The 26,131-nt window shown below is 69.4% G+C and carries 40 protein-coding genes; 1 reads left to right on the top strand and 39 read right to left on the bottom strand.

What is annotated here, in order from left to right; translation table 11 throughout:
• Positions 1–13 precede the first annotated feature (13 nt).
• A complete protein-coding gene (locus F8279_RS04525) occupies positions 14–1,240 on the top strand; it encodes a hypothetical protein (RefSeq protein ID WP_225853132.1) in 1,227 nt (408 codons plus the stop codon).
• A 7-nt stretch (positions 1,241–1,247) separates the two neighbouring features.
• On the opposite strand, the gene truA is transcribed toward F8279_RS04525, so the two are convergent.
• The 39 genes from truA to F8279_RS04330 form a co-directional block, all read right to left on the bottom strand.
• Positions 1,248–2,081, bottom strand: coding sequence for a tRNA pseudouridine(38-40) synthase TruA (truA, locus tag F8279_RS04520; RefSeq protein ID WP_151499165.1), 834 nt, complete (start codon positions 2,079–2,081; stop codon positions 1,248–1,250).
• Positions 2,082–2,151: 70 nt separating this feature from the next.
• On the bottom strand, positions 2,152–2,712 hold the full coding sequence (gene rplQ, locus F8279_RS04515) for a 50S ribosomal protein L17 (protein ID WP_013288611.1): 561 nt from the start codon (positions 2,710–2,712) through the stop codon (positions 2,152–2,154).
• A gap of 34 nt (positions 2,713–2,746) precedes the next feature.
• Complete coding sequence (locus F8279_RS04510) at positions 2,747–3,769, bottom strand: DNA-directed RNA polymerase subunit alpha (protein WP_007073009.1); 1,023 nt, start codon at positions 3,767–3,769, stop codon at positions 2,747–2,749.
• A 95-nt stretch (positions 3,770–3,864) separates the two neighbouring features.
• Entirely contained in the window at positions 3,865–4,491 is a 627-nt protein-coding gene (rpsD, locus tag F8279_RS04505) for a 30S ribosomal protein S4 (protein ID WP_091426370.1), read from the bottom strand.
• A gap of 14 nt (positions 4,492–4,505) precedes the next feature.
• Positions 4,506–4,913 (bottom strand): 30S ribosomal protein S11, encoded by a 408-nt coding sequence (gene rpsK, locus F8279_RS04500; RefSeq protein WP_013288613.1) that lies wholly within the window; start codon positions 4,911–4,913, stop codon positions 4,506–4,508.
• A gap of 18 nt (positions 4,914–4,931) precedes the next feature.
• Positions 4,932–5,312 carry a 30S ribosomal protein S13 gene (gene rpsM / locus F8279_RS04495; protein WP_013288614.1) on the bottom strand — a complete coding sequence of 127 codons (381 nt, stop codon included), beginning with the start codon at positions 5,310–5,312 and terminating at the stop codon, positions 4,932–4,934.
• Positions 5,313–5,523: 211 nt separating this feature from the next.
• Positions 5,524–5,637 carry a 50S ribosomal protein L36 gene (rpmJ, locus tag F8279_RS04490; RefSeq protein ID WP_012184307.1) on the bottom strand — a complete coding sequence of 38 codons (114 nt, stop codon included), beginning with the start codon at positions 5,635–5,637 and terminating at the stop codon, positions 5,524–5,526.
• A 90-nt stretch (positions 5,638–5,727) separates the two neighbouring features.
• The gene (gene infA, locus F8279_RS04485) at positions 5,728–5,949 is read right to left on the bottom strand and encodes a translation initiation factor IF-1 (RefSeq protein ID WP_007073013.1); all 222 of its coding nucleotides are present in this window, start codon (positions 5,947–5,949) and stop codon (positions 5,728–5,730) included.
• Positions 5,950–6,181: 232 nt separating this feature from the next.
• Entirely contained in the window at positions 6,182–6,709 is a 528-nt protein-coding gene (locus tag F8279_RS04480; RefSeq protein ID WP_151499183.1) for a DUF1707 domain-containing protein, read from the bottom strand.
• Between the two features lie 92 nt (positions 6,710–6,801).
• Positions 6,802–7,653 (bottom strand): type I methionyl aminopeptidase, encoded by an 852-nt coding sequence (gene map / locus F8279_RS04475; protein WP_091426373.1) that lies wholly within the window; start codon positions 7,651–7,653, stop codon positions 6,802–6,804.
• 96 nt (positions 7,654–7,749) lie between these two features.
• Positions 7,750–8,403: an adenylate kinase gene (locus F8279_RS04470; protein ID WP_013288618.1), complete on the bottom strand. Its 654-nt coding sequence runs from the start codon at positions 8,401–8,403 to the stop codon at positions 7,750–7,752.
• Positions 8,404–9,732: a preprotein translocase subunit SecY gene (gene secY / locus F8279_RS04465; protein ID WP_091426376.1), complete on the bottom strand. Its 1,329-nt coding sequence runs from the start codon at positions 9,730–9,732 to the stop codon at positions 8,404–8,406.
• A gap of 236 nt (positions 9,733–9,968) precedes the next feature.
• Positions 9,969–10,412 carry a 50S ribosomal protein L15 gene (rplO, locus tag F8279_RS04460; RefSeq protein WP_091426377.1) on the bottom strand — a complete coding sequence of 148 codons (444 nt, stop codon included), beginning with the start codon at positions 10,410–10,412 and terminating at the stop codon, positions 9,969–9,971.
• A complete protein-coding gene (gene rpmD, locus F8279_RS04455; protein ID WP_091426379.1) occupies positions 10,412–10,594 on the bottom strand; it encodes a 50S ribosomal protein L30 in 183 nt (60 codons plus the stop codon). The genes rplO and rpmD overlap by 1 nt, the downstream gene beginning before the upstream one ends.
• Positions 10,594–11,208: a 30S ribosomal protein S5 gene (gene rpsE / locus F8279_RS04450; protein WP_088987583.1), complete on the bottom strand. Its 615-nt coding sequence runs from the start codon at positions 11,206–11,208 to the stop codon at positions 10,594–10,596. Before rpsE ends, rpmD begins: the two co-directional genes overlap by 1 nt.
• A 33-nt stretch (positions 11,209–11,241) precedes the next feature.
• Positions 11,242–11,631, bottom strand: a complete 390-nt coding sequence (gene rplR / locus F8279_RS04445; RefSeq protein WP_091426382.1) for a 50S ribosomal protein L18 — start codon at positions 11,629–11,631, stop codon at positions 11,242–11,244.
• Positions 11,628–12,170, bottom strand: coding sequence for a 50S ribosomal protein L6 (gene rplF / locus F8279_RS04440; protein ID WP_091426385.1), 543 nt, complete (start codon positions 12,168–12,170; stop codon positions 11,628–11,630). The genes rplR and rplF overlap by 4 nt, the downstream gene beginning before the upstream one ends.
• 16 nt (positions 12,171–12,186) lie before the next feature.
• Positions 12,187–12,594, bottom strand: a complete 408-nt coding sequence (gene rpsH / locus F8279_RS04435; protein WP_091426388.1) for a 30S ribosomal protein S8 — start codon at positions 12,592–12,594, stop codon at positions 12,187–12,189.
• A gap of 98 nt (positions 12,595–12,692) precedes the next feature.
• On the bottom strand, positions 12,693–12,878 hold the full coding sequence (locus F8279_RS04430) for a type Z 30S ribosomal protein S14 (RefSeq protein WP_007465272.1): 186 nt from the start codon (positions 12,876–12,878) through the stop codon (positions 12,693–12,695).
• A 1-nt stretch (position 12,879) separates the two neighbouring features.
• Positions 12,880–13,449 carry a 50S ribosomal protein L5 gene (gene rplE, locus F8279_RS04425; protein WP_091426389.1) on the bottom strand — a complete coding sequence of 190 codons (570 nt, stop codon included), beginning with the start codon at positions 13,447–13,449 and terminating at the stop codon, positions 12,880–12,882.
• The gene (gene rplX, locus F8279_RS04420; RefSeq protein WP_013288626.1) at positions 13,449–13,769 is read right to left on the bottom strand and encodes a 50S ribosomal protein L24; all 321 of its coding nucleotides are present in this window, start codon (positions 13,767–13,769) and stop codon (positions 13,449–13,451) included. Before rplX ends, rplE begins: the two co-directional genes overlap by 1 nt.
• On the bottom strand, positions 13,766–14,134 hold the full coding sequence (gene rplN, locus F8279_RS04415) for a 50S ribosomal protein L14 (RefSeq protein ID WP_007073026.1): 369 nt from the start codon (positions 14,132–14,134) through the stop codon (positions 13,766–13,768). Before rplN ends, rplX begins: the two co-directional genes overlap by 4 nt.
• A 97-nt stretch (positions 14,135–14,231) precedes the next feature.
• Positions 14,232–14,507, bottom strand: coding sequence for a 30S ribosomal protein S17 (gene rpsQ / locus F8279_RS04410; protein ID WP_091426392.1), 276 nt, complete (start codon positions 14,505–14,507; stop codon positions 14,232–14,234).
• Positions 14,504–14,740 (bottom strand): 50S ribosomal protein L29, encoded by a 237-nt coding sequence (gene rpmC, locus F8279_RS04405; protein WP_091426394.1) that lies wholly within the window; start codon positions 14,738–14,740, stop codon positions 14,504–14,506. Before rpmC ends, rpsQ begins: the two co-directional genes overlap by 4 nt.
• Positions 14,740–15,165, bottom strand: a complete 426-nt coding sequence (rplP, locus tag F8279_RS04400) for a 50S ribosomal protein L16 (RefSeq protein WP_007465292.1) — start codon at positions 15,163–15,165, stop codon at positions 14,740–14,742. The genes rpmC and rplP overlap by 1 nt, the downstream gene beginning before the upstream one ends.
• Before the next feature lie 3 nt (positions 15,166–15,168).
• Positions 15,169–16,056, bottom strand: a complete 888-nt coding sequence (gene rpsC, locus F8279_RS04395; RefSeq protein WP_091426398.1) for a 30S ribosomal protein S3 — start codon at positions 16,054–16,056, stop codon at positions 15,169–15,171.
• A complete protein-coding gene (gene rplV, locus F8279_RS04390) occupies positions 16,056–16,505 on the bottom strand; it encodes a 50S ribosomal protein L22 (protein WP_013288630.1) in 450 nt (149 codons plus the stop codon). The genes rpsC and rplV overlap by 1 nt, the downstream gene beginning before the upstream one ends.
• Before the next feature lie 40 nt (positions 16,506–16,545).
• Entirely contained in the window at positions 16,546–16,827 is a 282-nt protein-coding gene (gene rpsS, locus F8279_RS04385; protein WP_007073032.1) for a 30S ribosomal protein S19, read from the bottom strand.
• A 12-nt stretch (positions 16,828–16,839) separates the two neighbouring features.
• Positions 16,840–17,679, bottom strand: coding sequence for a 50S ribosomal protein L2 (gene rplB, locus F8279_RS04380; RefSeq protein ID WP_091426400.1), 840 nt, complete (start codon positions 17,677–17,679; stop codon positions 16,840–16,842).
• 12 nt (positions 17,680–17,691) lie between these two features.
• Positions 17,692–17,994 (bottom strand): 50S ribosomal protein L23, encoded by a 303-nt coding sequence (rplW, locus tag F8279_RS04375; RefSeq protein WP_013288632.1) that lies wholly within the window; start codon positions 17,992–17,994, stop codon positions 17,692–17,694.
• The gene (rplD, locus tag F8279_RS04370) at positions 17,991–18,656 is read right to left on the bottom strand and encodes a 50S ribosomal protein L4 (RefSeq protein WP_073828946.1); all 666 of its coding nucleotides are present in this window, start codon (positions 18,654–18,656) and stop codon (positions 17,991–17,993) included. Before rplD ends, rplW begins: the two co-directional genes overlap by 4 nt.
• Positions 18,653–19,318, bottom strand: coding sequence for a 50S ribosomal protein L3 (gene rplC, locus F8279_RS04365; RefSeq protein ID WP_091426403.1), 666 nt, complete (start codon positions 19,316–19,318; stop codon positions 18,653–18,655). The genes rplD and rplC overlap by 4 nt, the downstream gene beginning before the upstream one ends.
• Before the next feature lie 11 nt (positions 19,319–19,329).
• Positions 19,330–19,638, bottom strand: a complete 309-nt coding sequence (rpsJ, locus tag F8279_RS04360) for a 30S ribosomal protein S10 (protein WP_007073037.1) — start codon at positions 19,636–19,638, stop codon at positions 19,330–19,332.
• A gap of 356 nt (positions 19,639–19,994) precedes the next feature.
• The gene (gene tuf / locus F8279_RS04355; RefSeq protein WP_091426406.1) at positions 19,995–21,188 is read right to left on the bottom strand and encodes an elongation factor Tu; all 1,194 of its coding nucleotides are present in this window, start codon (positions 21,186–21,188) and stop codon (positions 19,995–19,997) included.
• Between the two features lie 222 nt (positions 21,189–21,410).
• On the bottom strand, positions 21,411–23,507 hold the full coding sequence (gene fusA, locus F8279_RS04350) for an elongation factor G (RefSeq protein ID WP_091426409.1): 2,097 nt from the start codon (positions 23,505–23,507) through the stop codon (positions 21,411–21,413).
• A gap of 76 nt (positions 23,508–23,583) precedes the next feature.
• Positions 23,584–24,054, bottom strand: coding sequence for a 30S ribosomal protein S7 (rpsG, locus tag F8279_RS04345; protein WP_073828950.1), 471 nt, complete (start codon positions 24,052–24,054; stop codon positions 23,584–23,586).
• A gap of 1 nt (position 24,055) precedes the next feature.
• Positions 24,056–24,430: a 30S ribosomal protein S12 gene (gene rpsL, locus F8279_RS04340; RefSeq protein WP_007465318.1), complete on the bottom strand. Its 375-nt coding sequence runs from the start codon at positions 24,428–24,430 to the stop codon at positions 24,056–24,058.
• Positions 24,431–24,929: 499 nt separating this feature from the next.
• Positions 24,930–25,301 carry a hypothetical protein gene (locus F8279_RS30190; protein WP_175438866.1) on the bottom strand — a complete coding sequence of 124 codons (372 nt, stop codon included), beginning with the start codon at positions 25,299–25,301 and terminating at the stop codon, positions 24,930–24,932.
• A 350-nt stretch (positions 25,302–25,651) separates the two neighbouring features.
• The gene (locus F8279_RS04330) at positions 25,652–26,020 is read right to left on the bottom strand and encodes a hypothetical protein (RefSeq protein ID WP_192580625.1); all 369 of its coding nucleotides are present in this window, start codon (positions 26,018–26,020) and stop codon (positions 25,652–25,654) included.
• Positions 26,021–26,131 lie beyond the last annotated feature (111 nt).

Here is a 26,131-nt window from a genome sequence, read left to right as displayed (position 1 = left end):
TACTCTATGCCACATGGTGTACCGGTACGAGTCCGATGAGGACGCCTTCCTGGAGTACCCGAAGCCCGGGTCGGCCCCGAACGGGCCCGCAGCCGCGACGCCCCCGCCCGCGGGACCGTCACGCTCCCGCTTCCCCACGCCGTCGCTGCCCCGGCCTCCGCGCCCCACCGCGCAACCCGCGCTGCCGCCGCCCGCTGCGGCCGAGCAGCAGGCGCTGCCACCGGCCGGACCCGACGAGCAGGCGGTGGACGACGCCCGCGCCCCGGTTCCGGCGCCCCCGGCCCCGGCGCCGACACCGGGACGGCCCGCGCCACCACGGGAGCCCTCCCCGGTGCCGCAGCCCGCGCCACCCGTGCCGGCACCGGTACCGGCGGCGGCGAACCGGCCGACAGTGCCGATCCCGGCCAGCCCGACCGCCCGCGCCGCCGACGTCTCCGAGCTGCCCCGGACCCGGCGCGCCGAGCGCCGCGGCGGCGGCCGGTTCTGGCAGACGCTCGTCGGCGGCGCCGCCGTGCTGCTCCTGCTCTCGCTCACCGGGCTGGCCGTCGCGGCCCTGCTCGACGAACGCACCGCCACACCGCCGGCCGGCCAGCCGACCCCGCAGCCGACGGAGTCGAGCACCCCGTCCGGCGGCACCGACCTCGACTCCCGGGACACCGACCAGGCGGCGCTCACCGTCAAGGAGGTCTTCCCGGCCAAGGACCTGGTGATCACCGACGGGAAGCCGGCCTACCGGGTGCTCAAGACCCAGGCCAGCACGAAGTGCCAGGTCGCGGCCACCGGCGAGATCGCCGACCTGCTGACCCGGCTCGGCTGCAACCAGGTCGTGCGGGGCACGCTCCGCTCCCCCGACGGCGACCACCTGGTCACCGCCGGTCTGTTCAACCTCACCGACGTGGCCACCGCCCAGCGGGTACGCGACCGCATCCGGCCGCTGCTCGACGGGCGCCAGGGACGGTTCCGTGGCATGGCGGCGGGCGACGGCACCGAGTCGGTGGAGAAGGCCGCCGCCCGGGTCGCCTGGCAGGTACGCGGACACTACGTCGCTTTCTGCCTGGTCACCCGCGCCGACGGGGAACGCATCCCGAGCGACGACGCGACCGCCCGCGAGATCATGTACGACCTGGTCGAGCTGCACCTCAACCGGGCCGTACTGGACCGTCGTGCGGCCGCCGGAACAGCCGGGCAGCCCGACGCGGACTCGGCCGAGGACAGCGCCGGTCAGCGGGGCACGGACTGAGCCGGGCTCAGCCCCCGGCCACCGGAACCCGCAACCGGCGGGTCTCCTCGGCGCGGCGGGCGTACTCGGCCGGGTCCGCCGGGTAGCCCACCTCGACCAGGGCGAGACCGTGCGCGGGCGCCACTGTCACCTCGCTGGAGCGCTCACGCCGGGTCAGCAGGCCGGCCGGCCACTGGACCGGCCGCCGCCCGTCGCCCGCGACCAGCATCGCCCCGACCAGGCTGCGCACCATGTTCTGGCAGAACGCGTCGGCCTGCACGGTGGCGACCAGGATCCCGTCCGGGTCGCGCCGCCAGTCCAGCCGGGTCACCTCACGCAACGTGGTCGCGTTCTCCTTGCGCCGGCAGTACGCGGCGAAGTCGTGCTCACCCACCAGCCCGGCGGCGGAGGCGTTGAGCGCCGCCAGGTCCAGCGGCTTCGGCCAGGCCAGGGTGTCCCGGCGACGCAGCGGCTCGGCACCCCACGGGGCGTCGGTGACCCGGTACTCGTAGCGCCGGAACGTCGCCGAGAACCGGGCGTCGAAGTCGGCGGGCACCTCGGTCATCGCGCGTACCCGCGCATCCGGCGGCAGGAGCCGGGCCAGCCGACGCAGCAGCCGCCCCTCGTGCTCCCGCCACACCGCAGTCGGCAGGTCGAGGTGGCAGACCTGCCCGATGGCGTGCACCCCGGCGTCGGTACGCCCGGCCACTGTCAGGCCGGTCGCCGTGCCCGCGCCGAGCACCAGGTCCAGCGTCTGCATGAGCACGCCGGCCACTGTGCGCCGGGTCGGCTGGGGCGCCCAGCCGGAGAAGTCGGTGCCGTCGTACGAGACGTCCAGCCGCAGCCGGGTCCGCTCGTCCACCTCGTACCTCCTGTCGACGGCGACGGGCCCGGCACCCCCGAGGGGATACCGGGCCCGGTCGAGCCTGATCTCAGGCCTTGTCGTTCTCGGTGGCCTCGTCGCTGTCCTCACGGGCGGCGGCGGTGTCACCCGACGCGGAGACCGGCGCCTCGGCGTCCTGGTCACCGGCGCTGGAGCGCGGGGTCTCCTCGGCCGGGGCCAGGGCCTCGACCTTGTCCTGCTGGGCGGCCTTGCGGGCGGCGGTCTTCTTGTTCGCCTTCGGCTCGGCGACCTGAAGCTCCTCCACCAGCTCGATGATCGCCATCGGAGCGGCGTCACCCTTGCGCGGACCGGTCTTCACGATCCGGGTGTAGCCACCGTTGCGGTTGGCGTACCGGGGCGCGATCTGGTCGAACAGGGCGTAGACCACGTCCTTGTCCTTGACGACGCCCAGCACCCGGCGGCGCGAGGCGAGGTCGCCGCGCTTGGCCTTGGTGATGAGCTGCTCGGCCAGCGGACGCAGCCGCCGGGCCTTCGTCTCGGTGGTCTGGATCTTGCCGTGCTGGAACAGCGCGGTGGCCAGGTTGGCCAGCATCAGCCGCTCGTGCGCGGGGCTGCCGCCGAGGCGGGGGCCCTTGGTGGGCGTGGGCATGCTTGGTGCTCCTCAGGTGTGGCGGCAGCGCGGACTAGAGCTGCTCGGTCTCGCGGTAGTCGTCGGTGTCGTAGTCCGCCTCGCCGAAGGCGTCCACGACGTGCGCCGGGTCGAAGTTCGGAGCCGAGTCCTTCAGCCCCAGGCCCATCCCGGCGAGCTTCATCTTGACCTCGTCGATCGACTTCTGACCGAAGTTGCGGATGTCGAGGAGGTCGGCCTCGGTACGCCCGATGAGCTCACCAACGGAGTTGATGCCCTCGCGCTTGAGGCAGTTGTAGGAGCGGACGGTGAGGTCCAGCTCCTCGATCGGCAGGGCCAGGTCCGCCGCCAGCTGGGCGTCCTGCGGGGACGGCCCGATGTCGATGCCCTCGGCGGTCTCGTCCAGCTCACGGGCCAGCCCGAACAGCTCCACCAGCGTCGAGCCGGCCGAGGCCAGCGCGGTACGCGGGCCCATCGACGGCTTGGTCTCGACGTCGATGATCAGCCGGTCGAAGTCGGTCCGCTGCTCGACACGGGTCGCCTCGACCCGGTACGTCACCTTGAGCACCGGCGAGTAGATCGAGTCGACCGGGATCCGGCCGATCTCGGCGCCCGCCTGCTTGTTCTGCGCCGCCGTGACGTAGCCGCGACCCCGCTCGACGGTCAGCTCCATGTCGAGCCGGCCCTTGCCGTTGAGGGTGGCGAGCTTCAGGTCCGGGTTGTGCACCGAGACACCGGCCGGGGGCTGGATGTCACCGGCGGTCACGTCGCCCGGGCCCTGCTTGCGCAGGTACATGCTGACCGGCTCGTCGTGCTCGGAGCTGACGCACAGCTCCTTGATGTTCATGACGAGCTCGACCACGTCCTCCTTGACCCCGGGGATCGTGGTGAACTCGTGCAGCACACCGTCGATCTTGATCGAGGTGACCGCCGCACCCGGGATGGAGGACAGCAGCGTACGCCGCAGCGAGTTGCCCAGCGTGTAGCCGAAGCCGGGCTCCAGCGGCTCGATGGTGAACCGGGAGCGGGTCTCGTTGATCGACTCTTCGGAGAGAGACGGTCGCTGGCTGATGAGCATCTTTTCTCTTCTCTTCCGGGGCGCCCGCTATTTGACGCCCACGACACAACTGTTCCGGTGGCCCGCCCCGGAGGACGGGCCACCGCAACGAGCCCTTACTTGGAGTAGAGCTCGACGATCAGCTGCTCCTGGACCTGGGTGTCGATCACCTGGCGGGCCGGGAGCGAGTGCACGAGGATCTTCATCTGGCTCGGGATGGCCTCCAGCCACGCCGGAACCGACCGCGAACCGGCCTGAGCCTGCGCCACCAGGAACGGGGTGAGCTCCTTGCTCTTGCCCCGAACCTCGACGATGTCGTGCTCCTTGACGCGGTACGACGGGATGTCGACCTTCTTGCCGTTCACCGTGAAGTGGCCGTGCTTGACCAGCTGACGGGCCATGTCCCGGGAGCTGGCGTAGCCGGCCCGGTAGACCACGTTGTCCAGCCGCGACTCGAGGATCTGCAGCAGGACCTCGCCGGTCTTGGCCTCCTTGCTCACGGCCTCTTCGTAGTAGCCGCGGAACTGCTTCTCCAGCACGCCGTAGACACGACGGGCCTTCTGCTTCTCACGGAGCTGGAGCAGGTACTCCGTCTCCTTCGTGCGGCCGCGGCCGTGCTGCCCGGGCGGGAACGGCCGGGACTCGAACGGGCACTTCGGACCATCGCACTTGCTGCCCTTGAGGAACAGCTTCATCTTCTCCCGCCGGCAACGGCGGCAGTCAGCACCGGTGTAACGAGCCATCTCTCTCTAACCTCTCAGACCCGGCGACGCTTCGGCGGACGGCACCCGTTGTGCGGCTGCGGCGTGACGTCGGAGATCTGCCCGACCTCGAGGCCCACTGCCTGCAGCGAACGGATGGCGGTCTCCCGGCCGGAGCCGGGGCCCTTGACGAACACGTCGACCTTGCGCATGCCGTGCTCCATCGCGCGGCGCGCGGCGGCCTCGGCGGCGAGCTGCGCGGCGAACGGGGTCGACTTGCGGGAGCCCTTGAAGCCAACCTGGCCGGAGGAGGCCCAGGAGATGACCGCACCGGTCGGGTCCGTGATGGACACGATGGTGTTGTTGAAGGTGCTCTTGATGTGCGCCTGCCCGTGGGCGACGTTCTTGCGTTCCTTGCGCCGGACCTTCTTGACGGCGGCTCCGGCACGAGCCTTCGGTGGCATAAGTCTGTGCGCTCCTAGTTACTTCTTGCCGGGCTTCTTCTTGCCGGCCACGGTCCGCTTCGGGCCCTTCCGGGTCCGCGCGTTGGTCTTGGTGCGCTGACCACGCACGGGCAGACCGCGGCGGTGCCGGATACCGGCGTAGCAGCCGATCTCGACCTTGCGGCGGATGTCAGCGGCGACCTCGCGGCGCAGGTCGCCTTCAACCTTGTAGTTGCCCTCGATGTGGTTCCGGAGCTCGACGAGCTCCTCGTCCGTGAGGTCCCGAACGCGCTTGTCCGGCGAGATGCCGGTCGCGGCGAGCGTCTCCAGGGCGCGGGTACGACCGACCCCGAAGATGTAGGTGAGCGCGATCTCCATCCGCTTCTCGCGGGGGAGATCCACGCCGACTAGACGTGCCATGTGCGGGCGTACTCCTCGTGATGTTGTGGCGGAGGTGTGGACCCGTCCCATCCCGCTACCGGCCGTCCCTGTCCTTCCGGCGTCAAGAACGCCGGCGACCGGGATCGGTCGCTGCCCGAGCGGGCCCCGGCCTCCGACCGGGGGTCAACCACGAGGGGGTACGCGCTGCGCACCCGACCGCGGCTGGGACGAGCTGGTGATGTGTGGGGCGTCAGCCCTGGCGCTGCTTGTGGCGCGGGTCGGTGCAGATGACCATGACCCGGCCGTGCCGGCGGATCACCCGGCACTTGTTGCAGATCCTCTTGACGCTCGGCTTGACCTTCACGGTTGCCTTACTTCCCATCTGGCCCGGAGCCGCGGCGGTGCGCGATCCGGACGTCGAAGACGGACACGGGTCTCCCGGCCGCCGTCAGGCTTACTTGTAGCGGTAGACGATGCGCCCGCGGGTCAGGTCGTACGGCGAGAGCTCGACGACGACCCGGTCCTCCGGCAGGATGCGGATGTAGTGCTGCCGCATCTTGCCGCTGATGTGAGCGAGCACCTTGTGGCCGTTCGCGAGCTCCACCCGGAACATGGCGTTCGGCAGGGGCTCGATGACCCGACCCTCGATCTCGATTGCTCCGTCTTTTTTCGGCATGTCCTCCGCTGTCCTGACGTCGGTTGCTCCGGACGGCCCACAACGTCTTACACGGGTGAACTGACCAAGATCAGGAAACCCGCGCCAGCCGCGGCTCCGACTCCCACCGAAGCGCAGGGTGGGCATGGCGGAGTGGACGCTGTGCGCCGATCTAAAAGTGTACGCCGACCCGCACGCGCTCGCCAAACCGACCGGCGTGACAGTCACCCGGAGGGCTCGGATATGACGCAGGTCACGTCTCCGGCAGCTCCCGCTTCGCCCGCCGACGGGCCTCCCGCTCGACCTGCTTGCGCCGCCGGCGCTCGGCGTCCTTCTCCGGCGCCCCGTGGGCCAGCCCTTGGATCGTCTGGTAGAGCACCACGGCGCCCCACGGGCCGAGCACCCAGATCGGCCAGTAGTCGTCGAACTCGAACTCACCCTCACCGAGCTGGGAGACGAACCAGATCGCGCTGAGGATCAGGGCCACCTTCAGCCAGGGGCCCCAGACCCCCAGCAGCCAGGCGCCGCGCGCCCCGCTCACGGCCGCCGAACCCGGTACGGCCACCCCGCTCTCGCCGGGCGCACGGGGCGCCGGCAGGGGGCGACCGGCCGGTCCGGCGCCGGGCAGGTCGGTCAGCAGCTCGTCCAGCTCGCCGTAGGTCTTCGACCCGTACGCCCGGCGCAGCCGGTCGTCGTACTCGTGCAGGTCGAGCCGGCCCTCGTTCAACGCCGCCCGGAGTCGCTCGGCGGTGGTCTCCCGGTCCGCGTCGGCCGCCCGCATGCGGTTGCGCTCCTCCATGGGAGCAAGCATGTCACCCGATCGCCAGCGCGGCACGGCGTGCGCCGGTCATCCGGCGCGGCCGGGGCCTTCGATCAGGCCGGGGAGTCGACAGACGTCTGCCGCGCGGTCACCAGGTCGCCCAGGCGGGCCCGCCCGCCGTCCTCGGCGGTCAGCACCCACACGCCGTCGTCAAGCAGCGCCATCGAGTGCTCGACGTGCACCGCCATCGACCCGTCCCGGGTCACCACGGTCCAGCCGTCGGCCAGCTCGACTGTACGCGGCGAGCCCATCGTGATCATCGGCTCGATCGCGAGCGCCAGACCCGGCACCAGGCGCGGCCCCTTGCCGGGACGCCCGTGGTTGAGCACGTGCGGGTCCTGGTGCATCTCCGTGCCGATCCCGTGGCCGCCGTAGCCGTCGACGATGCCGTACCGGCCGCCCCGGCGGACCGCGTTCTCGACCGCGTGGGAGATGTCGGTGAGCCGGCCCTTGCCGGAGGCCGCCCCGCGCGCCGCGGCGGCGATCCCGGCCCACATGGCGTCCTCGGCCACCGCCGTCATCTTCAGCAGGGCCGGGTCGACCTCGCCGACCGGCACCGTGACCGCCGCGTCGCCGTGCCAGCCGTCCAGCACCGCGCCGCAGTCGATCGAGATCAGGTCACCCTCGCGCAGCACCTGCTCGGGTGACGGGATGGCGTGCACCACCTGCTGGTTGACCGACGAGCAGATCGACGCCGGGAAGCCGTGGTAGCCCTTGAACGACGGCACGGCGCCCGCCTCGCGGATGGTCGACTCGGCGATCGCGTCCAGGTCGGCCGTCGACACGCCCGGCGCCACCGCCTCCCGCATCCGGCGCAGGGCACGGGCGACGACCAGACCGGCGGCCCGCATCAGCTCGATCTGCTCGGGGGTCTTCAGCTGGATGTCCAGCTGGGGACGACGCATGGTGGTGTTTACCTTTCTTCGCGCGTACGCGGAGCAGCGGGGCACGTCGCACGTACCCCGCTGTTCGCACTCTATCCGCCGGGTGGCGGAGGGACCTCAGCCGCCGTACGAGCGCAGCGCGTCGATGGCGCGGACGGTGACGTCCTCCACCGGGCCGGTCGCGTCGATGCCGACGAGCTTGCCCTGGGCGCCGTAGTAGTCCACGAGCGGCGCGGTCTTCTCGGCGTACTCCCGCAGCCGGGCGGCGATGGTCTCCGGCTTGTCGTCGTCACGCTGGAACAGCTCGGCGCCGCAGCGGTCGCAGACGCCCTCCCGGCTCGGCGAGTCGAACTCGACGTGCCAGATCTTGCCGCAGCCGCGGCAGGTGCGCCGGCCGGACAGCCGCCGGATCACCTCGTCGTCGTCGACGACCAGCTCCAGCACCAGGTCCAGCGCGGTGCCGAGGTCGGCGAGGAGCTTGTCCAGCGCGGCGGCCTGCGGCGTGGTCCGCGGGAAACCGTCGAGCAGGAAGCCCTCGCTCGCGTCCGGCTCGGCGAGCCGGTCCCGCACCATGTTGATGGTGACCTCGTCCGGGACCAGCTTGCCGGCGTCCATGTACCGCTTGGCCTCGACGCCCAACGGCGTCCCCTGGGAGACGTTCGCCCGGAAGATGTCACCGGTCGAGATCTTCGGCACCGAGAGGTGCGCGGCGACGAACTCCGCCTGTGTGCCCTTGCCCGCGCCCGGCGGGCCAACCAGAACGAGTCGCATCTACCGCAGGAACCCTTCGTAGTTCCGCTGCATGAGTTGGCTCTCGATCTGCTTCACGGTCTCCAGACCGACGCCGACCATGATGAGCACAGCGGTGCCGCCGAACGGAAAGTTCTGGAACTGCTGGTTGTCGAGCCAGATGAAGAAGAAGTTCGGCAGGATCGCGACGATGCCCAGGTAGAGCGCGCCCGGCAGGGTGATCCGGCTGAGGATGAAGTCGAGGTACTCGGCGGTCGGCTTGCCGGGGCGGATGCCCGGCACGAAGCCGCCGTACTTCTTCATGTTGTCCGCGACCTCGGTCGGGTTGAACGTGATCGACACGTAGAAGTACGTGAAGAAGATGATCAGCAGGAAGTAGATCGCGATGTGCTCCGGCGCGCTCGCCTTCACGATGTGGTTCTGGATCCACGCCTGGGCCTTGCCCGGGTCGTTCTGATCGAAGAACTGGAGCGCGAGCTGCGGCAGGTAGAGCAGCGACGAGGCGAAGATGACCGGGATGACGCCCGCCTGGTTCACCTTCAGCGGGATGTAGGTCGACGTGCCGCCGTACATCCGCCGGCCGATCATGCGCTTGGCGTACTGCACCGGGATGCGGCGCTGCGCCTGCTCGATGAACGTGACCGCGGTGATGACCACCAGCACCAGGGCGATGACGAGGAGGAACATCCCCCAGCCCTTGGTGGTCTTGATCTTCCAGCCCTCGCTGGGAAGGCGGGCCGCGATCGAGGTGAAGATCAGCACCGACATGCCGTTGCCGACGCCCCGGTCGGTGATCAGCTCACCGAGCCACATCACCACGCCGGTGCCGGCGGTCATGGTCATGACCAGGATGCCCAGGGTCAGCCAGTTCGGGATGCCGGTGCCCTCGGGCACGATCGGGAACTGGTCGCACTGGTTGTTGAACAGCTGCCCGGAGCGGGCCAGCGCCACGAACGCCGAGGCCTGCAGAACGCCCAGGCCCAGCGTCAGGTAGCGGGTGTACTGCGTGATCTTGGCCTGCCCGGCCTGGCCCTCCTTGCGGAGCTGCTCCAGGCGCGGGATCACCACCGTCAGCAGCTGAAGGATGATCGACGCGGTGATGTAGGGCATGATGCCCAGCGCGAAGACCGAGAGCTGGAGCAGCGCCCCACCGGAGAAGAGATCCAGCAGGTTGAGCACACCCGTGCTGCCACCCTGGATCGTGTCGAGGCACTTCTGCACGTTGCCGTACGAGACGCCCGGGCTGGGCAGCGTGGCGCCCAGCCGGTAGACCGCGATGATGCCTACTGTGAACAGCAGCTTCTTGCGCAGGTCAGGCGTACGGAACGCACTGAGAAAGGCGGACAGCAACTTCTTCCTCCTGCGCGACGCGGGCCGCCGGTGACGAATCCCTGGCGGGGCGGGGTGGTGCCGGACGGAGTGCCCGGAATCCATGGCTGGGAACGGACTCTAACAGCCCGGTCCCCGTCCGGGCAGATGTGCCCGGCTACATAAACCGAATCCGATGTTACCCGGCGCACACGTGGCCGGTAGACCATGGCGCCCGCCCAGTTGCGAACAACTGAGCGGGCGCCATGAACATCGCCTTACAGCTCCGTGACCGAGCCACCGGCGGCGGTGATCTTCTCCTTGGCCGACGCGCTGAACGCGTGCGCCGAGACCTGGAGAGACACGCCACCGAGGTCGCCGGTGCCGAGCACCTTGACCGGGTGACCCTTGCGGACCGCGCCGGCCTCGACCAGCTCGACCGGGCCGATCTGGCCGCCGTTCGGGAACAGCTCGGCCAGCCGGTCCAGGTTGACCACCTGGAACACGACCTTGAACTTGTTCTTGAAGCCCTTCATCTTCGGCAGGCGCATGTGGATGGGCATCTGCCCACCCTCGAACGCCGGCGAGATGTTCTTCCGGGCCTTCGAACCCTTGGTACCGCGACCGGCGGTCTTGCCCTTCGAGCCCTCACCGCGACCCACCCGGGTCTTGTCGGTCTTGGCACCCGGCGCCGGACGCAGGTGGTGCACCTTGATCGTCATTACTCGACCTCCTCGACCTTCACGAGGTGGCTGACCGTGAAGATCATGCCGCGAATCTCCGGCCGGTCCTCCTTGACCACCACGTCGTTGATCCGCTTGAGACCGAGCGAACGCAGCGAGTCACGCTGGTTCTTCTTGGTCCCGATCTCGGACCGGAGCTGGGTGACCTTCAGGCGTGCCATCAGGAAGCCACCCCCGCCCGCGACGCCAGCATGGCGGCCGGCGCGACGTCCTCGACCGGCAGACCACGACGGGCCGCGACCTGCTCCGGGGACTCGAGCCCCTTCAGGGCCGCCACCGTGGCGTGCACGATGTTGATCGGGTTGGACGAGCCGAGGCTCTTGGAGAGCACGTCGTGGATGCCCGCGCACTCCAGCACGGCACGCACCGGACCACCGGCGATGACACCCGTACCGGCGGAGGCCGGCTTGAGCAGCACCACACCGGCCGCGTCCTCGCCCTGCACCGGGTGCGGGATCGAGGCACCGATGCGCGGCACCTTGAAGAAGTGCTTCTTGGCCTCCTCGACACCCTTGGCGATCGCCGCGGGCACCTCCTTGGCCTTTCCGTAGCCCACACCGACGGTGCCGTCGCCGTCGCCCACGATCACCAGGGCGGTGAAGCTGAAGCGACGACCACCCTTCACGACCTTGGCGACGCGGTTGATCGCGACGACCCGCTCGAGGTGCGGGGTCTTCTCGACGGGCGCGTTTCCGCGGCCGCCCTCACGGCGGTTGTCGCGGCGACCACCCTCGTTGCCACCGGACCCGCCGCCACGGCGCTGTTGACCTGGCATCAGCAGCCTTCCTTCTCTCTCGTGACGGGGTTTCTAGAACTCGAGCCCGGCTTCGCGGGCGGCGTCGGCAAGCGCGGCGACACGCCCCGCGTACCGGTTGCCACCGCGGTCGAAGACGACCTTCGAGACGCCGGCGGCCTTGGCACGCTCGGCGAGCAGGGCGCCGACCTTGCCGGCCAGGGCGCGCTTGTCGCCCTCGGCGCCGCGCAGCGAGGCGTCCATGGTCGAGGCCGACGCCAGGGTGTGGCCCTTGGTGTCGTCGACGATCTGGGCCACCACGTGCCGCAGGGAGCGGGTGACGACCAGGCGGGGACGCTCGGCGGTGCCGCTGATGTTCTTGCGGACCCGGAAGTGCCGACGCGCACGCCCGACGGCACGCTTGGCGGCGACGCCGCGGCGGCGCTTGAGCAGCGTGGCGCTCACTTCTTACCTGCCTTTCCAGCCTTGCGGCGGATGACCTCGCCCTGGTACTTCACGCCCTTGCCCTTGTAGGGCTCCGGCGGGCGGATCTTCCGGATGTTGGCGGCGATCTCACCGACCTGCTGCTTGTCGATGCCGGCCACGTGGAACAGCGTCGGCTTCTCGACCGTGAAGGTGATGCCCTCCGGCGCCTGCACCAGGACCGGGTGCGAGAACCCGAGCGCGAACTCCAGGTCCTTGCCCTTGGCGGTCACGCGGTAACCGGTGCCGGCGATCTCCAGGCTCTTGCGGTAGCCCTCGGTCACCCCGACGATCATGTTGGCCACGAGCGTACGGCTCAGGCCGTGCAGCTCCTTGGCCTTGCGCTCGTCGTTGGGCCGGTTGACGTGCAGCTCGCCGCCCTCGCCCCGCTCCGCCGTGATCGGCTCGGCCAGCACGTGGCTCAGCTCGCCCTTGGGGCCCTTGACCTTGACGGTCTGGCCGTCGATCGTGATGTCGACGCCGGAAGGTACCGGGATCGACTTACGTCCAATACGCGACATTTCTACCTGTCTCCCGTTACCAGACGAAGGCGAGGACTTCCCCGCCAACGCTCCGCTTGCGGGCCTGCCGGTCGGTGAGCAGCCCCTGGGACGTCGAAATGATCGCCACGCCCAGCCCGCCGAGCACCCGGGGGAGCCCGTCCGACTTGGCGTACACCCGGAGACCGGGCTTGGACACGCGCTTGATGCCGGCCAGGCTCCGCTCGCGGTTCTGGCCGTACTTCAGCTCGACGACCAGTCGCTTGCCGACGGCGCCCTCTTCGGGCTCCTCGACCGCCCAGGTGGCGATGTAGCCCTCGGCCTTGAGGACCTCGGCGATGTTCGCCTTGATCTTCGAGTAGGGCATCGTCACCCGGTCGTGGTACGCCTGGTTGGCGTTACGCAGACGCGTGAGCATGTCTGCGATCGGGTCGGTCATCGTCATGAAAACTCGTCAACCTTTCTCGCCGGGGTTCCCCGGGCCAGGCCCGGGGCCTACGGCGAAGAGACAGTTCAGCTGACGCGCCGGAGCGCGCCGGGCTATTACCAGGAAGCCTTGGACACGCCGGGCAGCTCACCGCGGTGGGCCATCTCCCGGATGCACACCCGGCAGAGACCGAACTTGCGGTAGACCGCCTTCGGACGCCCGCACCGCTGGCAGCGGGTGTACGCGCGAACCGAGAACTTCGGCTTCGCGGCCGCCTTGATGATCAGCGCCTTCTTGGCCATCTCAGTTCTCCTTGAACGGGAAGCCCAGGAGCTTGAGCAGCGCCCGGCCCTCGTCGTCGGTCGTGGCGGTCGTGACCACCGTGATGTCCATGCCCCGCTGGCGATCGATCTTGTCCTGGTCGATCTCGTGGAACACCGACTGCTCGGTCAGGCCGAACGTGTAGTTGCCGTGCCCGTCGAGCTTGCGCCCGTCCAGGCCGCGGAAGTCACGGATACGCGGCAGCGCGATCGAGAGCAGCCGGTCCAGGAACTCCCACATCCGGTCGCCGCGCAGGGTGACCTTCGCGCCGATCGGCATGCCCTCGCGGAGCTTGAACTGCGCGATGGACTTGGTGGCCCGCCGGACCTGCGGCTTCTGGCCGGTGATGGTGGCCAGGTCGCGGACAGCCCCGTCGATCAGCTTGGCGTCGCGAGCGGCCTCGCCGACACCCATGTTGACGACGATCTTGACCAGCCGCGGCACCTGCATCGGGTTGGCGAACTCGAACTGCTTCTGCAGGTCGGCCACCACCTCGTTGCGGTACCGCTCCTTGAGGCGCGGCAGGGTCTTGGTTTCGGTAGCCGTGGTCATCAGAGGTCCTTACCGGTGCTACGCGCGATGCGGACCTTCTGGCCGTTGTCGTCGATCCGGTAGCCGACGCGGGTCGGCTTGCCGTCGGAGTCCAGGACCATCACGTTCGAGACGTGGATCGGGGCCTCCTGGGTGACGATGCCACCGGTCTTGGCGCCACGCTGGGTGGTGCTGATACGGGTGTGCTTCTTGACCCGGTTCACGCCCTCGACCAGGACCTTGTCCTGCCGCGGGTAGGCCGCGATGACCTTGCCCTTGGCACCCTTGTCCTTGCCGGCGATGACGACGACCGTGTCGCCCTTCTTGACCTTCACGGTCACAACACCTCCGGCGCGAGAGAGATGATCTTCATGAACCGCTTGTCCCGCAGCTCCCGGCCCACCGGGCCGAAGATGCGGGTACCGCGCGGGTCCCCACCGTCCTTGATGATGACGGCGGCGTTCTCGTCGAAGCGGATGTACGACCCGTCCGGCCGCCGCTTCTCCTTGGCGGTCCGAACGACGACGGCCTTGACGACGTCGCCCTTCTTCACACCGGCACCGGGGATCGCGTCCTTGACGGTGGCCACGATGACGTCGCCGATGCTCGCGTAGCGCCGACCGGAGCCGCCGAGCACCCGGATGCACAGGATCTCCCGGGCACCCGTGTTGTCGGCGACGCGCAGTCGCGACTCCTGCTGAATCACGTCTATCTCCTATGTCTGCCGGTTCTCCGGCCGCTCGGGGCGGCCGGAGCCTGGCGGAACCTGCGCCCGACCGAGACCGGCCGAGCTCGAGCCTTCGCTACTTGGCCTTCTCGAGGATCTCCACGATCCGCCAGCGCTTGGTGGCGGACAGCGGCCGGGTCTCCATGATCAGGACCCGGTCTCCGATGCCGGCCGCGTTCTGCTCGTCGTGGACCTTCAGCTTGCGCGTACGGCGCAGGATCTTGCCGTACAGCGCGTGCTTGACCCGGTCCTCGACCTCGACCACGACGGTCTTGTCCATCTTGTCGCTGACCACGAGGCCCTCGCGAACCTTGCGGCGGGCCCGCGCGGGGGCGGTGGTGTTCTCACTCATGATGCAGTCACCTCAGTCGGCGCGGCCGAGAGACCCAGCTCACGCTCACGCATGATCGTGTAGATCCGGGCGATCTCCCGACGGATGACCTGCAGCCGCCGGTTGTTGTCCAGCTGCCCGGTTGCGCCCTGCACGCGGAGGTTGAACAGCTCCGCCTTCGCCTCGCGCAGCTTCGTGACCAGCTCCTCGTCGGAGAGCTCACGCAGCTCGGAGGCCTTGACGACCGCTGCCATCAGGATTCACCCACTTCGCGCGTAACAATGCGGCACTTCATCGGGAGCTTGTGGATCGCGCGACGCATCGCCTCTCGCGCGATCTGCTCGTTGGGGAAGGACATCTCGAAGAGAACCCGCCCCGGCTTCACGTTGGCGACCCACCACTCGGGCGAACCCTTGCCGGAACCCATCCGGGTCTCGGCCGGCTTCTTGGTGAGGGCCTGGTCCGGGAAGATCGTGATCCAGACCTTGCCGCCACGCTTGATGTGACGGGTCATCGCGATACGCGCCGACTCGATCTGGCGGTTGGTCACGTACGCCGGCTCGAGAGCCTGGATCCCGAACTCGCCGAACACCACCCGGTTACCACCCTTGGACGCGCCACTGCGGTCCGGGTGGTGCGGCTTGCGGAAGCCCTTCGGGGGCTTGCGCGGCATCAGCATCTGTCAGCCCTCCTGCTGCGTTTCTGCCGGCTGGGTAGCCGCCGGAGCCGAAGCTGCCGCGGCGACCGCAGCGCTGTCGACCGGCTCACCGGCCGGCGTCTCCGCCTGCTGCGCGATGGTGGTCGCGGCAGCCCGGCCGGCCTCGGTGCCACCGGCGGTCGTACCGGACGAGCCCGAGCGGCCACGGCGCGGCCGGTCCGGCCGGTCGCCACGGTCGCGGCGCGGGCCGCGCGACGGGGCGGCCTCGGCCGGGGCCTCGCGGCCCGGGACGGCGTCGCCCTTGTAGATCCAGACCTTCACGCCGATCCGGCCGAAGGTGGTACGGGCCTCGAAGAAGCCGTACTCGATGTTGGCCCGCAGCGTGTGCAGCGGAACCCGGCCCTCGCGGTAGAACTCGGTCCGGCTCATCTCGGCGCCGCCGAGACGGCCCGAGACCTGAACCCGGATGCCCTTGCAGGCGGGGTTCTTCATCGCGGACTGCATCGCCTTGCGCATGGCCCGGCGGAAGCTGACCCGGCTGGACAGCTGCTCGGCGACGCCCTGGGCGACCAGCTGCGCGTCCGACTCGGGGTTCTTCACCTCGATGATGTTCAGCTGGACCTGCTTGCCGGTGAGCTTCTCCAGCTCGCCGCGGATCCGGTCGGCCTCCGCACCCTTACGGCCGATGACGATGCCCGGCCGGGCGGTGTGGATGTCGACGCGGACCCGGTCCCGGGTGCGCTCGATGTCGACCTTGGAGATGCCGGCGCGCTCGAGGCCCTTGGACATCATCCGGCGGATCTTGACATCCTCGCCGATGTAGTCCTTGTAGAGCTTGTCCGCGAACCAGCGGGACTTCCAGTCGGTCGAGATGCCGAGCCGGAACCCGGTCGGGTGAACCTTCTGACCCATTACTCGGCACCCTCCGTCGTGCTCTGCTCCTCAGCGGCCGGCTTGGCCGGAGCGGCCTTCTTCGCCGACTTCTTCGGCGTGGCCGCCGCAACCGCCTCGACCGCCACGGTGATGTGGCAGGTGCGCTTGCGGATCCGGTACGCCCGGCCCTGCGCCCGCGGCCGGAACCGCTTCATGGTCGGGCCCTCGTCGACGAACGCCTCACTGACGAGCAGCGCGTCGGGGTCCAGCCGCTCGTTGTTCTCCGCGTTGGCGATCGCGCTCGCGAGCACCTTGTACACCTGCTCGCTCGCAGCCTGCGGCGCGAACTGCAGCACCGTGAGCGCCTCCTTCGCGGGCAGGCCGCGGACGAGGTTGACCACCCGGCGCGCCTTCATCGGCGAGATGCGCACGTGCCGCGCAACCGCCCGCGCGCCCGGAAGCACCGGAGCGTCGCCCTTTCCTGGCATCGCTGTAACCCCTTGTTCCTCTATCCGTATGCCCGCGGCGTCAGCGCCGGCGGCTCTTCCGGTCGTCCTTCTCGTGACCCTTGAACGTGCGGGTCAGCGCGAACTCGCCGAGCTTGTGCCCGACCATGGCCTCGGTCACGAAGACCGGGACGTGCTTGCGTCCGTCGTGCACGGCGATCGTGTGACCCAGCATCTCCGGGATGATCGTCGAGCGCCGCGACCAGGTCTTGATGACGTTCTTCGAGCCCTTGTCGTTCTGCGTCTCCACCTTCTTGAGCAGGTGGTCGTCGACGAACGGGCCCTTCTTCAGGCTGCGAGGCATGTCTTATCTCCCTCAGCCGCGCTTACGCGTGGCGTAGCGGCGGCGGACGATCAGCCGGTCGCTCGGCTGGCCCTTACGACGGGTGCGGCCCTCGGGCTTACCCTGCGGGTTGACCGGGTGGCGACCACCGGAGGTCTTACCCTCACCACCACCGTGCGGGTGGTCGACCGGGTTCATCGCGACACCACGGACGGTCGGGCGCTTGCCCTTCCACCGCATACGGCCGGCCTTACCCCAGTTGATGTTCGACTGGTCGGCGTTGCCGATCTCGCCGATGCTGGCGCGGCAGCGCACGTCCACGCGCCGGATCTCACCGGACGGCATACGCAGGGTCGCGTACGCGCCCTCACGGCCGAGCAGCTGGATGCCGACGCCGGCCGAGCGGGCCAGCTTGGCGCCGCCGCCCGGACGCAGCTCCACGTTGTGGATGGTGGTACCGACCGGGATGTTGCGCAGCGGCAGGTTGTTGCCCGGCTTGATGTCGGCGCCCGGACCGGACTCGACGCGGTCGCCCTGCTTCAGGTCCTTCGGCGCGAGGATGTAACGCTTCTCGCCGTCGGCGTAGTGCAGCAGCGCGATACGCGCGGTGCGGTTCGGGTCGTACTCGATGTGGGCGACCTTCGCCGGCACGCCGTCCTTGTCGACCCGCTTGAAGTCGATCAGACGGTACTGGCGCTTGTGGCCGCCACCGTGGTGCCGCGTGGTGATCCGGCCGTGGGCGTTGCGTCCGCCCTTCTTCGGCAGCGGAGCCAGCAGCGACTTCTCGGGCGTCGACCGGGTGATCTCGGCGAAGTCGGCAACGCTCGAGCCACGCCGGCCCGGCGTCGTCGGCTTGTACTTACGGATAGCCATTGTCTACACCCCTCAGCTGACCGGGCCGCCGAAGGCCTCGATACGGTCACCGTCAGCCAGCTTCACCATCGCGCGCTTGGTGTCCTTGCGCTTGCCGAACCCGGTACGGGTCCGCTTGCGCTTGCCCTCGCGGTTGAGCGTGTTGACCGTCAGGACGCGGACGTTGAAGATCTGCTGGATAGCGATCTTGATCTCGGTCTTGTTGGCGTCCGGGTGCACCAGGAAGGTGTACCAGTTGCGGTTCAGCTCGCTGTAGCTCTTCTCCGAGACGACCGGCGCGACGATGACGTCACGCGGATCGGCGATCGTGCTCACTTGCCATCCTCCTCGGTGGTCTCGGCCGGCACGCCCAGGAACTCGTCCAGGGCCTCCTTGGTGAAGACCACGTCGTCGGCCACCAGCACGTCGTAGGTGTTGAGCTGGCCGGCCTCGATCAGGTGCACCCGGCCGTCCTGCGTGTTGCGCAGGTTCCGCAGCGACACCCAGTTCAGCTCGTCGGTGCTGCTCAGCACGACCAGGACCCGGCGGGCCTGGGTCAGCTTGGTCAGCGTGGCCAGGGCCGCCTTGGTGGACGGCTTCTCACCCGAGACGAACGCCTCGACGACGTGCACCTGGCCGGCGCGGGCCCGGTCCGAGAGGGCGCCACGCAGGGCGGCGGCCTTCATCTTCTTCGGGGTGCGCTGGCTGTAGTCGCGCGGCACCGGGCCGTGGACCACGCCACCGCCGGCGAACTGCGGCGCGCGGGTCGAGCCCTGGCGGGCACGACCGGTGCCCTTCTGCTTGTACGGCTTCTTGCCTCCACCGGAGACCTCGCCGCGGGTCTTCGTCTTGTGCGTACCCTGACGGGCCGCCGCAAGCTGGGCCACCACGACCTGGTGCATCAGGGCGATGTTGGCCTGTGCGTCGAAGATGTCGGCCGGCAGCTCGACGGAGCCGCTCTTGGCGCCTTCGACGTTGATGACGTCAACGGTGGTCACTTGGCCGCACCGCCCTTCTTCACCTTCGCCTTGGCCGCAGTGCGGACCAGGACCAGCGCGCCCTTCGGGCCGGGGATGGCGCCGCGGACGAGCAGGAGGTTGTTCTCGGTGTCGACCGCCTGGACGGTCAGGTTCTGGACGGTGTAGCGCACGCCACCCATCCGGCCCGCCATCCGGGTGCCCTTGAAGACGCGACCCGGGGTCGCGCAGGCGCCGATCGAGCCGGGCGAGCGGTGCTTGCGCTCGACACCGTGGCTGGCGCGCAGGCCGTGGAAGCCGTGCCGCTTCATCGGGCCGGCGTAGCCCTTGCCCTTGGTCTTTCCGGTCACGTCGATCACGACGCCGGCCGGGAACTGCTCGACCGTGACCTCGTGGCCCGGCGCGTAGTCCGCGGCGTCGGAGGTGCGCAGCTCGACGATGTGCCGGCGCGGCGCGACGTCCGCCTTGGCGTAGTGCCCGGCGACCGGCTTCTTGACCTTGCGCGGGTCGATGACCCCGTACGCCAGCTGGACCGCGGAGTAGCCGTCCTTGTCGGCGCTACGAACCTGGCTCACGACGCACGGGCCGGCCTGAACCACGGTCACGGGCACAACCTTGTTGTTGTCCCAGACCTGGGTCATGCCGAGCTTGGCGCCCAGGATCCCCTTGACTTGCCTGTCCATTTGTCCGGTCCCTACAGCTTGATCTCGATGTCGACGCCAGCCGGCAGGTCGAGGCGCATGAGCGAGTCGACCGTCTTCGGGGTCGGGTCGATGATGTCGATCAGACGCTTGTGCGTACGCATCTCGAAGTGCTCGCGCGAGTCCTTGTACTTGTGCGGCGAGCGGATGACGCAGAAACGGTTGATCTCCGTGGGCAGCGGCACCGGGCCAGCGACCTGCGCCCCGGTACGCGTCACCGTCTCGACGATCTTCCGAGCCGAGGAGTCGACGACCTCGTGGTCATAGGCCTTGAGCCGGATGCGGATCTTCTGTCCCGCCATGGTGGCTTCTGTTCCTTCTCTCGATGCCGCTGTGTTGCGGGCGCCTGTACCGGCTGGCACAGGCCCACTTCCGCCGACCCCCGCGGTCGGGCGTGTCGCGCCCGTGGGCCAGGCTCCGCCCCGGGACTCCGGAGCGATCCTCTGACCACGCGGTGGGTCATGGCGCCGGTCGCGGGAACCGCGACCTGGACGCCGCGCGAGGGTGGTTGACCGCCCGATGGCAGCCAACCACCCTACGCGAGACAGTCTGACTCCCGGAGGTCCAGCGTTAACCGGACGCAGGTGACCGACCGTCGTTACGCAACCTGACTAGTATGCCGCACGACCGGCGGCGACGCTAATCGGGGTTACCCAGCTCACTTGATGATCTTGGTGACGCGACCCGCGCCGACCGTACGACCACCCTCGCGGATCGCGAACTTCAGGTTGTCCTCCATGGCGATGGGCTGGATCAGCTTCACCGACATCGAGGTGTTGTCGCCCGGCATGACCATCTCGGTGCCCTCGGGCAGCGTGACGACGCCGGTGACGTCCGTGGTCCGGAAGTAGAACTGCGGGCGGTAGTTCTGGAAGAACGGGGTGTGCCGGCCGCCCTCCTCCTTGGAGAGGATGTAGACCGTCGCCTCGAACTCCGTGTGCGGGGTCGTGGTGCCCGGCTTGATGACCACCATGCCGCGCTCGACGTCCTCGCGCTTGGTGCCACGCAGCAGCAGGCCGACGTTCTCGCCTGCGCGGGCGTCGTCCAGGGTCTTCCGGAACATCTCGATCGCGGTGACCTTGGTCTTGAAGCCCTTCTCGCGGATGCCGACGACCTCGACGTCCTCGTTCGGGAGCAGCACGCCACGCTCGACACGACCGGTGACGACGGTGCCACGACCGGTGATCGTGAACACGTCCTCGACGGGCATGAGGAACGGCTTCTCGGTCTCGCGCTCGGGCTGCGGGATCGCGGTGTCGACCGCGCTCATCAGCTCGAGCAGCTTCTCGGTCCACACCGGGTCGCCCTCGAGCGCCTTCAGCGCGGAGACCTGGACGACCGGCAGGTCGTCACCCGGGTACTCCTGCGAGGAGAGCAGCTCGCGCACCTCGAGCTCGACGAGCTCCAGGAGCTCCTCGTCGTCGACCATGTCGCTCTTGTTGAGCGCCACGACGATGTACGGCACACCGACCTGACGGGCCAGCAGCACGTGCTCGCGGGTCTGCGGCATCGGGCCGTCGGTCGCCGCCACCACCAGGATCGCGCCGTCCATCTGCGCGGCACCGGTGATCATGTTCTTGATGTAGTCGGCGTGACCGGGGCAGTCGACGTGCGCGTAGTGACGCGCCTCGGTCTGGTACTCGACGTGCGCGATGGAGATCGTGATGCCGCGGGCCTTCTCCTCCGGCGCCTTGTCGATCTCGTCGAACGGCGTGTACGGGTTCAGGTCCGGGTACTGGTCGTGCAGGACCTTGGTGATGGCCGCCGTCAGCGTCGTCTTACCGTGGTCGATGTGACCAATGGTGCCGATGTTGACGTGCGGCTTAGTCCGCTCGAACTTCGCCTTCGCCACTGGGTCCTCCTGTGGACTTTCTTGGTTCGTTCGCCCCGGCGCGCGGTTCGGCGCTTAGGACTCTGTCGACAGCCTTTCCGGCCGGAAGGCCGGAGAGCTTTTGTGGGTTCTGCGGCGATGAAGCCTACAGGCCCGGTCTCACGCAACCCGATCGAGGTGGCCGCGGGCGGGAGAACCCTCCCGCGACCGCCCTCGCGTCATCGGATCAGCCGAGGGTGAGCGTCACTCACCCGTCGCCTTGGCGATGATCTCCTTGGCCACCGAGTTCGGAACCTCGGCGTAGGAGTCGAACTGCATGCTGTAGCTAGCCCGGCCCTGGGTCTTCGACCGCAGGTCGCCGACGTAGCCGAACATCTCCGACAGCGGCACCAGAGCCCGGACGACGCGAGCGCCACTGCGCTCCTCCATCGCCTGGATGATGCCACGCCGGGAGTTGAGGTCGCCGATGACGTCACCCATGTTCTCCTCAGGAGTGGTGACCTCAACGGCCATCATCGGCTCGAGGAGTGCGGGGTCGGCCTTGCGGGCCGCCTCCTTCATCGCCATCGAGCCGGCGATCTTGAATGCCATCTCCGACGAGTCGACCTCGTGGTACTGGCCGTCCACCAGGGTGAGCTTGACGCCCACCAGGGGGAAGCCGGCGAGGATGCCGTACTGCATGGCGTCCTGCGCGCCCGCGTCCACCGAGGGGATGAACTCCCGGGGGATGCGGCCACCGGTCACGGCGTTGGCGAACTCGTAGGTCGGCGCGTCGTTGCCCAGCGGCAGCGGCTCCACGCTGATGATCACGCGGGCGTACTGGCCGGAACCACCGGTCTGCTTCTTGTGGGTGTACTCGATCTTCTCCACCTTGCGGCGGATGGTCTCGCGGTACGCCACCTGCGGCTTGCCGATGTTCGCCTCGACGTTGAACTCGCGGCGCATCCGGTCGACCAGGATGTCCAGGTGCAGCTCGCCCATGCCGGAGATGACCGTCTGACCGGTCTGGTCGTCCAGCTTGACGCGGAAGGTCGGGTCCTCCTCGGCCAGCCGCTGGATGGCGGTGCTGAGCTTCTCCTGGTCGGCCTTGGTCTTCGGCTCGATGGCCACCTCGATGACCGGCTCCGGGAAGGTCATCGACTCCAGGATGACCGGGTTCGCCGGGTCGCACAGGGTGTCACCGGTGGTGGTCTGCTTCAGACCCTGCACCGCGATGATGTCGCCGGCCTGGGCGGAGCTGCGCTCCTCCCGCTTGTTGGCGTGCATCTGGTAGATCTTGCCGATCCGCTCCTTGCGGTCCTTGGTGGAGTTGATCACCTGGGAACCGGACTCGAGCGTGCCGGAGTAGATCCGGACGTAGGTGAGCTTGCCGAGGTGCTTGTCGGTCTGGATCTTGAAGGCCAGACCGGAGAACGGCTCGGAGACCGCGGGCTTCCGCTGCAGCGGAGTCTCGCCGTCGGTGGCCGTACCCTCGATCGCCGGGATGTCCAGCGGCGAGGGCAGGTACGCGACGACCGCGTCCAGCATCGGCTGGATGCCCTTGTTCTTGAAGGCGGTACCGGTGAGGACCGGGTTGGCCTTGCCGGCGATGGTGGACCGGCGGATGGCGGCCTTGATCTCGTCGACCGAGATCTCCTCGCCCTCGAGGTACTTCTCCATCACCGAGTCGTCGACGTCGGCGAGGGTCTCCATCAGCTTCTCGCGCCACTCCGCGGCGGAGTCGGCGAGGTCGGCCGGGATCTCCTCGACCGCGTAGTCCTCACCCTTCTGGGTCTCGCCGCGCCAGGTGAGCGCGCGCATCTCGACCAGGTCGACCACGCCGATGAAGTCGGACTCGGCGCCGATCGGGATCTGGAGCACCAGCGGGGTGGCGTTGAGCCGGTCGATCATCATCTGCACGCAGCGGAAGAAGTCGGCGCCGGTCCGGTCGAGCTTGTTGACGAAGCACATCCGGGGGACGTTGTACTTGTCCGCCTGCCGCCAGACGTTCTCCGTCTGGGGCTCCACGCCGGCCACGCCGTCGTAGACCGCGACCGCACCGTCCAGCACCCGCAGCGACCGCTCGACCTCGACCGTGAAGTCGACGTGGCCGGGCGTGTCGATGATCTGGATCGTGTGGCCCTTCCACTCGCACTTGGTGGCGGCGGAAGTGATGGTGATACCGCGCTCCTGCTCCTGCTCCATCCAGTCCATGACGGCGGCGCCCTCGTGGACCTCACCGATCTTGTACGTGATGCCGGTGTAGAACAGGATTCGCTCGGTGGTAGTGGTCTTACCGGCATCGATGTGGGCCATGATGCCGATGTTGCGTACGTTGGCGAGCGCGTCTGCGGCGGCCACTTCAATCCCTACTTATCGTCGTCTCGACACAACTGGTGGCGGTTCCGGCGCCGGGCGGGCGCCGGAACCTCAGGTGTTACCAGCGGTAGTGCGCGAAGGCCTTGTTGGACTCGGCCATCTTGTGCGTGTCCTCACGCCGCTTGACGGCGGCGCCCAGGCCGTTGCTCGCGTCCAGCAGCTCGTTCATCAGCCGCTCGACCATGGTCTTCTCGCGCCGGGCCCGGGAGTAGGTCACCAGCCAGCGCAGACCGAGGGTGGTCGCGCGGGACGGCCGGACCTCGACCGGAACCTGGTAGGTGGCGCCACCGACACGGCGGCTGCGCACCTCGAGGGTCGGCTTGACGTTGTCCATCGCGCGCTTGAGCGTGACGACCGGGTCGGTGCCGGACTTCTCGCGGCAGCCCTCCAGGGCGGCGTACACGATGCGCTCGGCGAGCTGACGCTTACCGCGCATCAGGATCTTGTTCACCAGCTGGGTGACCAGGGGCGAGTTGTACACCGGGTCAGCGACCAGCGGCTTCCGCGGAGCGGGTCCCTTACGCGGCATGTCAGCTCTTCTCCTTCTTCGCGCCGTAGCGGCTGCGAGCCTGCTTGCGGTTGCGGACACCCTGGGTGTCCAGCGAACCGCGCACGATCTTGTACCGCACGCCGGGCAGGTCCTTCACACGGCCGCCACGCACGAGCACGATCGAGTGCTCCTGCAGGTTGTGGCCGACGCCCGGGATGTAGGCGGTCACCTCGATCTGGCTGCTGAGCTTGACACGAGCGACCTTGCGCAGCGCCGAGTTCGGCTTCTTCGGGGTGGTGGTGTACACACGGGTGCACACGCCGCGCCGCTGGGGAGACCCCTTGAGCGCCGGGGTCTTCGTCTTGGTCGTCTTGGCCTGACGGCCCTTTCGGACCAACTGCTGAATGGTGGGCACCGGGTTTCTCCGCTCCCTTCGGCCGCTGCGAGGCGACCGCGCCGTCTGCTCCAGCCGTCCGGATGGGCGGCTCTCTTACATTCCAACCGGGGCCGCCTGACGGAGCCCCAGCACCCGCGGTCGGGCGTGTCGCCCAAATCACGGTCCGGTGCCGGCCGCTGACGCGTCGTACCGGATGTTCTGGTCTTGGTGGTGCGACCGCGAGATCACCGGCTGACCGGTTCCAGCGCACGCACGCATTGCCCGGGCGAGCCCGGGCACAAGGGGAAAGAGTACCTACCACAGCCGCGCCGGTCAAAACGGATGGGTCGGGAAGGACCGCTCCGCGGTCCGCCGCCCGGTCTCCGGGTCGCCGATGCGCCAACGATGGGCACCTACAGTGACAAGTGTACCGGCCCGTCCGCCGAACGACCCGGCGGCCCCGACACCGCCCGGCCTTCGGGCACCCGGACATACCGCTCAACCCAGGTCACCGGCCACAGGCGTCGCGGCGAGGGCCTCACGTGATCTGCACCACCAGGGCCAGGGCGAGCCCGATCAGGCCGAACAGCACCCCCACCGCGCCGCAGGAGATCCCCGCGACGGCCAGGCGGGCGCCGGTGAACCGGACCGAGGGCGGCGGCGCCGGCCGCCGGATCTGCCGCCGGGCGAGCAGCCCGGCCACCACCGCGCCGACGCCGATCAGCCCGCCGAGCACGGTGAACGCGCCCGCCGCCCAGGCACCGCCGACGTTCCGGCCGGCGAGACCGACGCACAACACCAGCAGGGACACCCCGATCGCGGCGATGCCGGCGACGAGCGACCCGATGGCCAGACCCGAGGTGACCGGCGGCACGTCGAGGTGGACCACACCGAACGGCGTACCCGGCACCGCGTCGACCCGCTTCGGCGGCCGCGGCGCCTCGGCCGGCGGCGGCGGGAACGCCGGACCGCCGTGCGGACCCCAGCCGCCGTGGCCGGGCGCGCTCGCCGACGCCGGCCACCCGCCGCCGTGCGCCGGCCGGTTCCCCGGGTACGCCCCGTACGGCACCGGCTGGTGCGCCGGCGCGGACGCGGGACCCGGCGGGTACGGCCCGCCGCGGGTCGGGTCGCCTCCCGGCGGAGCCGGTTCCGTCACGGGATCCTCCTGTCCACACGCGCCCGCCGCGCGACGGACACCGGCCAGGCTACCGTCGCCGATCACCGTCGGGTGGGCGGGCGCGGGCCCGCTCCCCCACCGGGTCAGTCGAAGTTCGGCGCGAAGTCGTGGCCGAACGAGGCGTCGGCGGCCCGGACCACACCGATCACCACCGCCGCGACCACGGCGGCGGCGGTCAGCACCAGTCCGGTCCGCGCCATCTGCTCGCCGCGCCGCAGCCAGTCCGCGCCGGTGAGATAACCACCCGAGGCGTACGCCTCCCGGCGCGCCTGCCGGGCCAGCATGAGCGCGACAGTGGCCGGCACCGCGCCGCCGAGGAACAGACCGGTGAGCGCGCCGATCAGCCCGAGCGCGAAGACGGCGCGGGCCTTGGTGGAGCGGACCGGCTCCGGATCGTGCGGATGGCGGTACGCCTGCGGCGCGACGGGCGCCTGCCCGGGCACGGTCGTCATGCCCTCCATCATGCCCCGGCCCGGCCGTCCATCCGGACGGAAGGCAGCCCGGTCCCGGCACTCCGGACGCGACGAGGCCCCCGGCGGATGCCGGGGGCCTCGTCGTCTTCT

Origin of the sequence: Micromonospora sp. AMSO1212t (genome assembly GCF_008868145.1) — a bacterium.
Lineage (GTDB): Bacteria > Actinomycetota > Actinomycetes > Mycobacteriales > Micromonosporaceae > Micromonospora > Micromonospora tulbaghiae.
The sequence above is the reverse complement of the archived record's forward strand: the minus strand, read 5'-3'. Positions and strand labels throughout refer to the sequence as shown.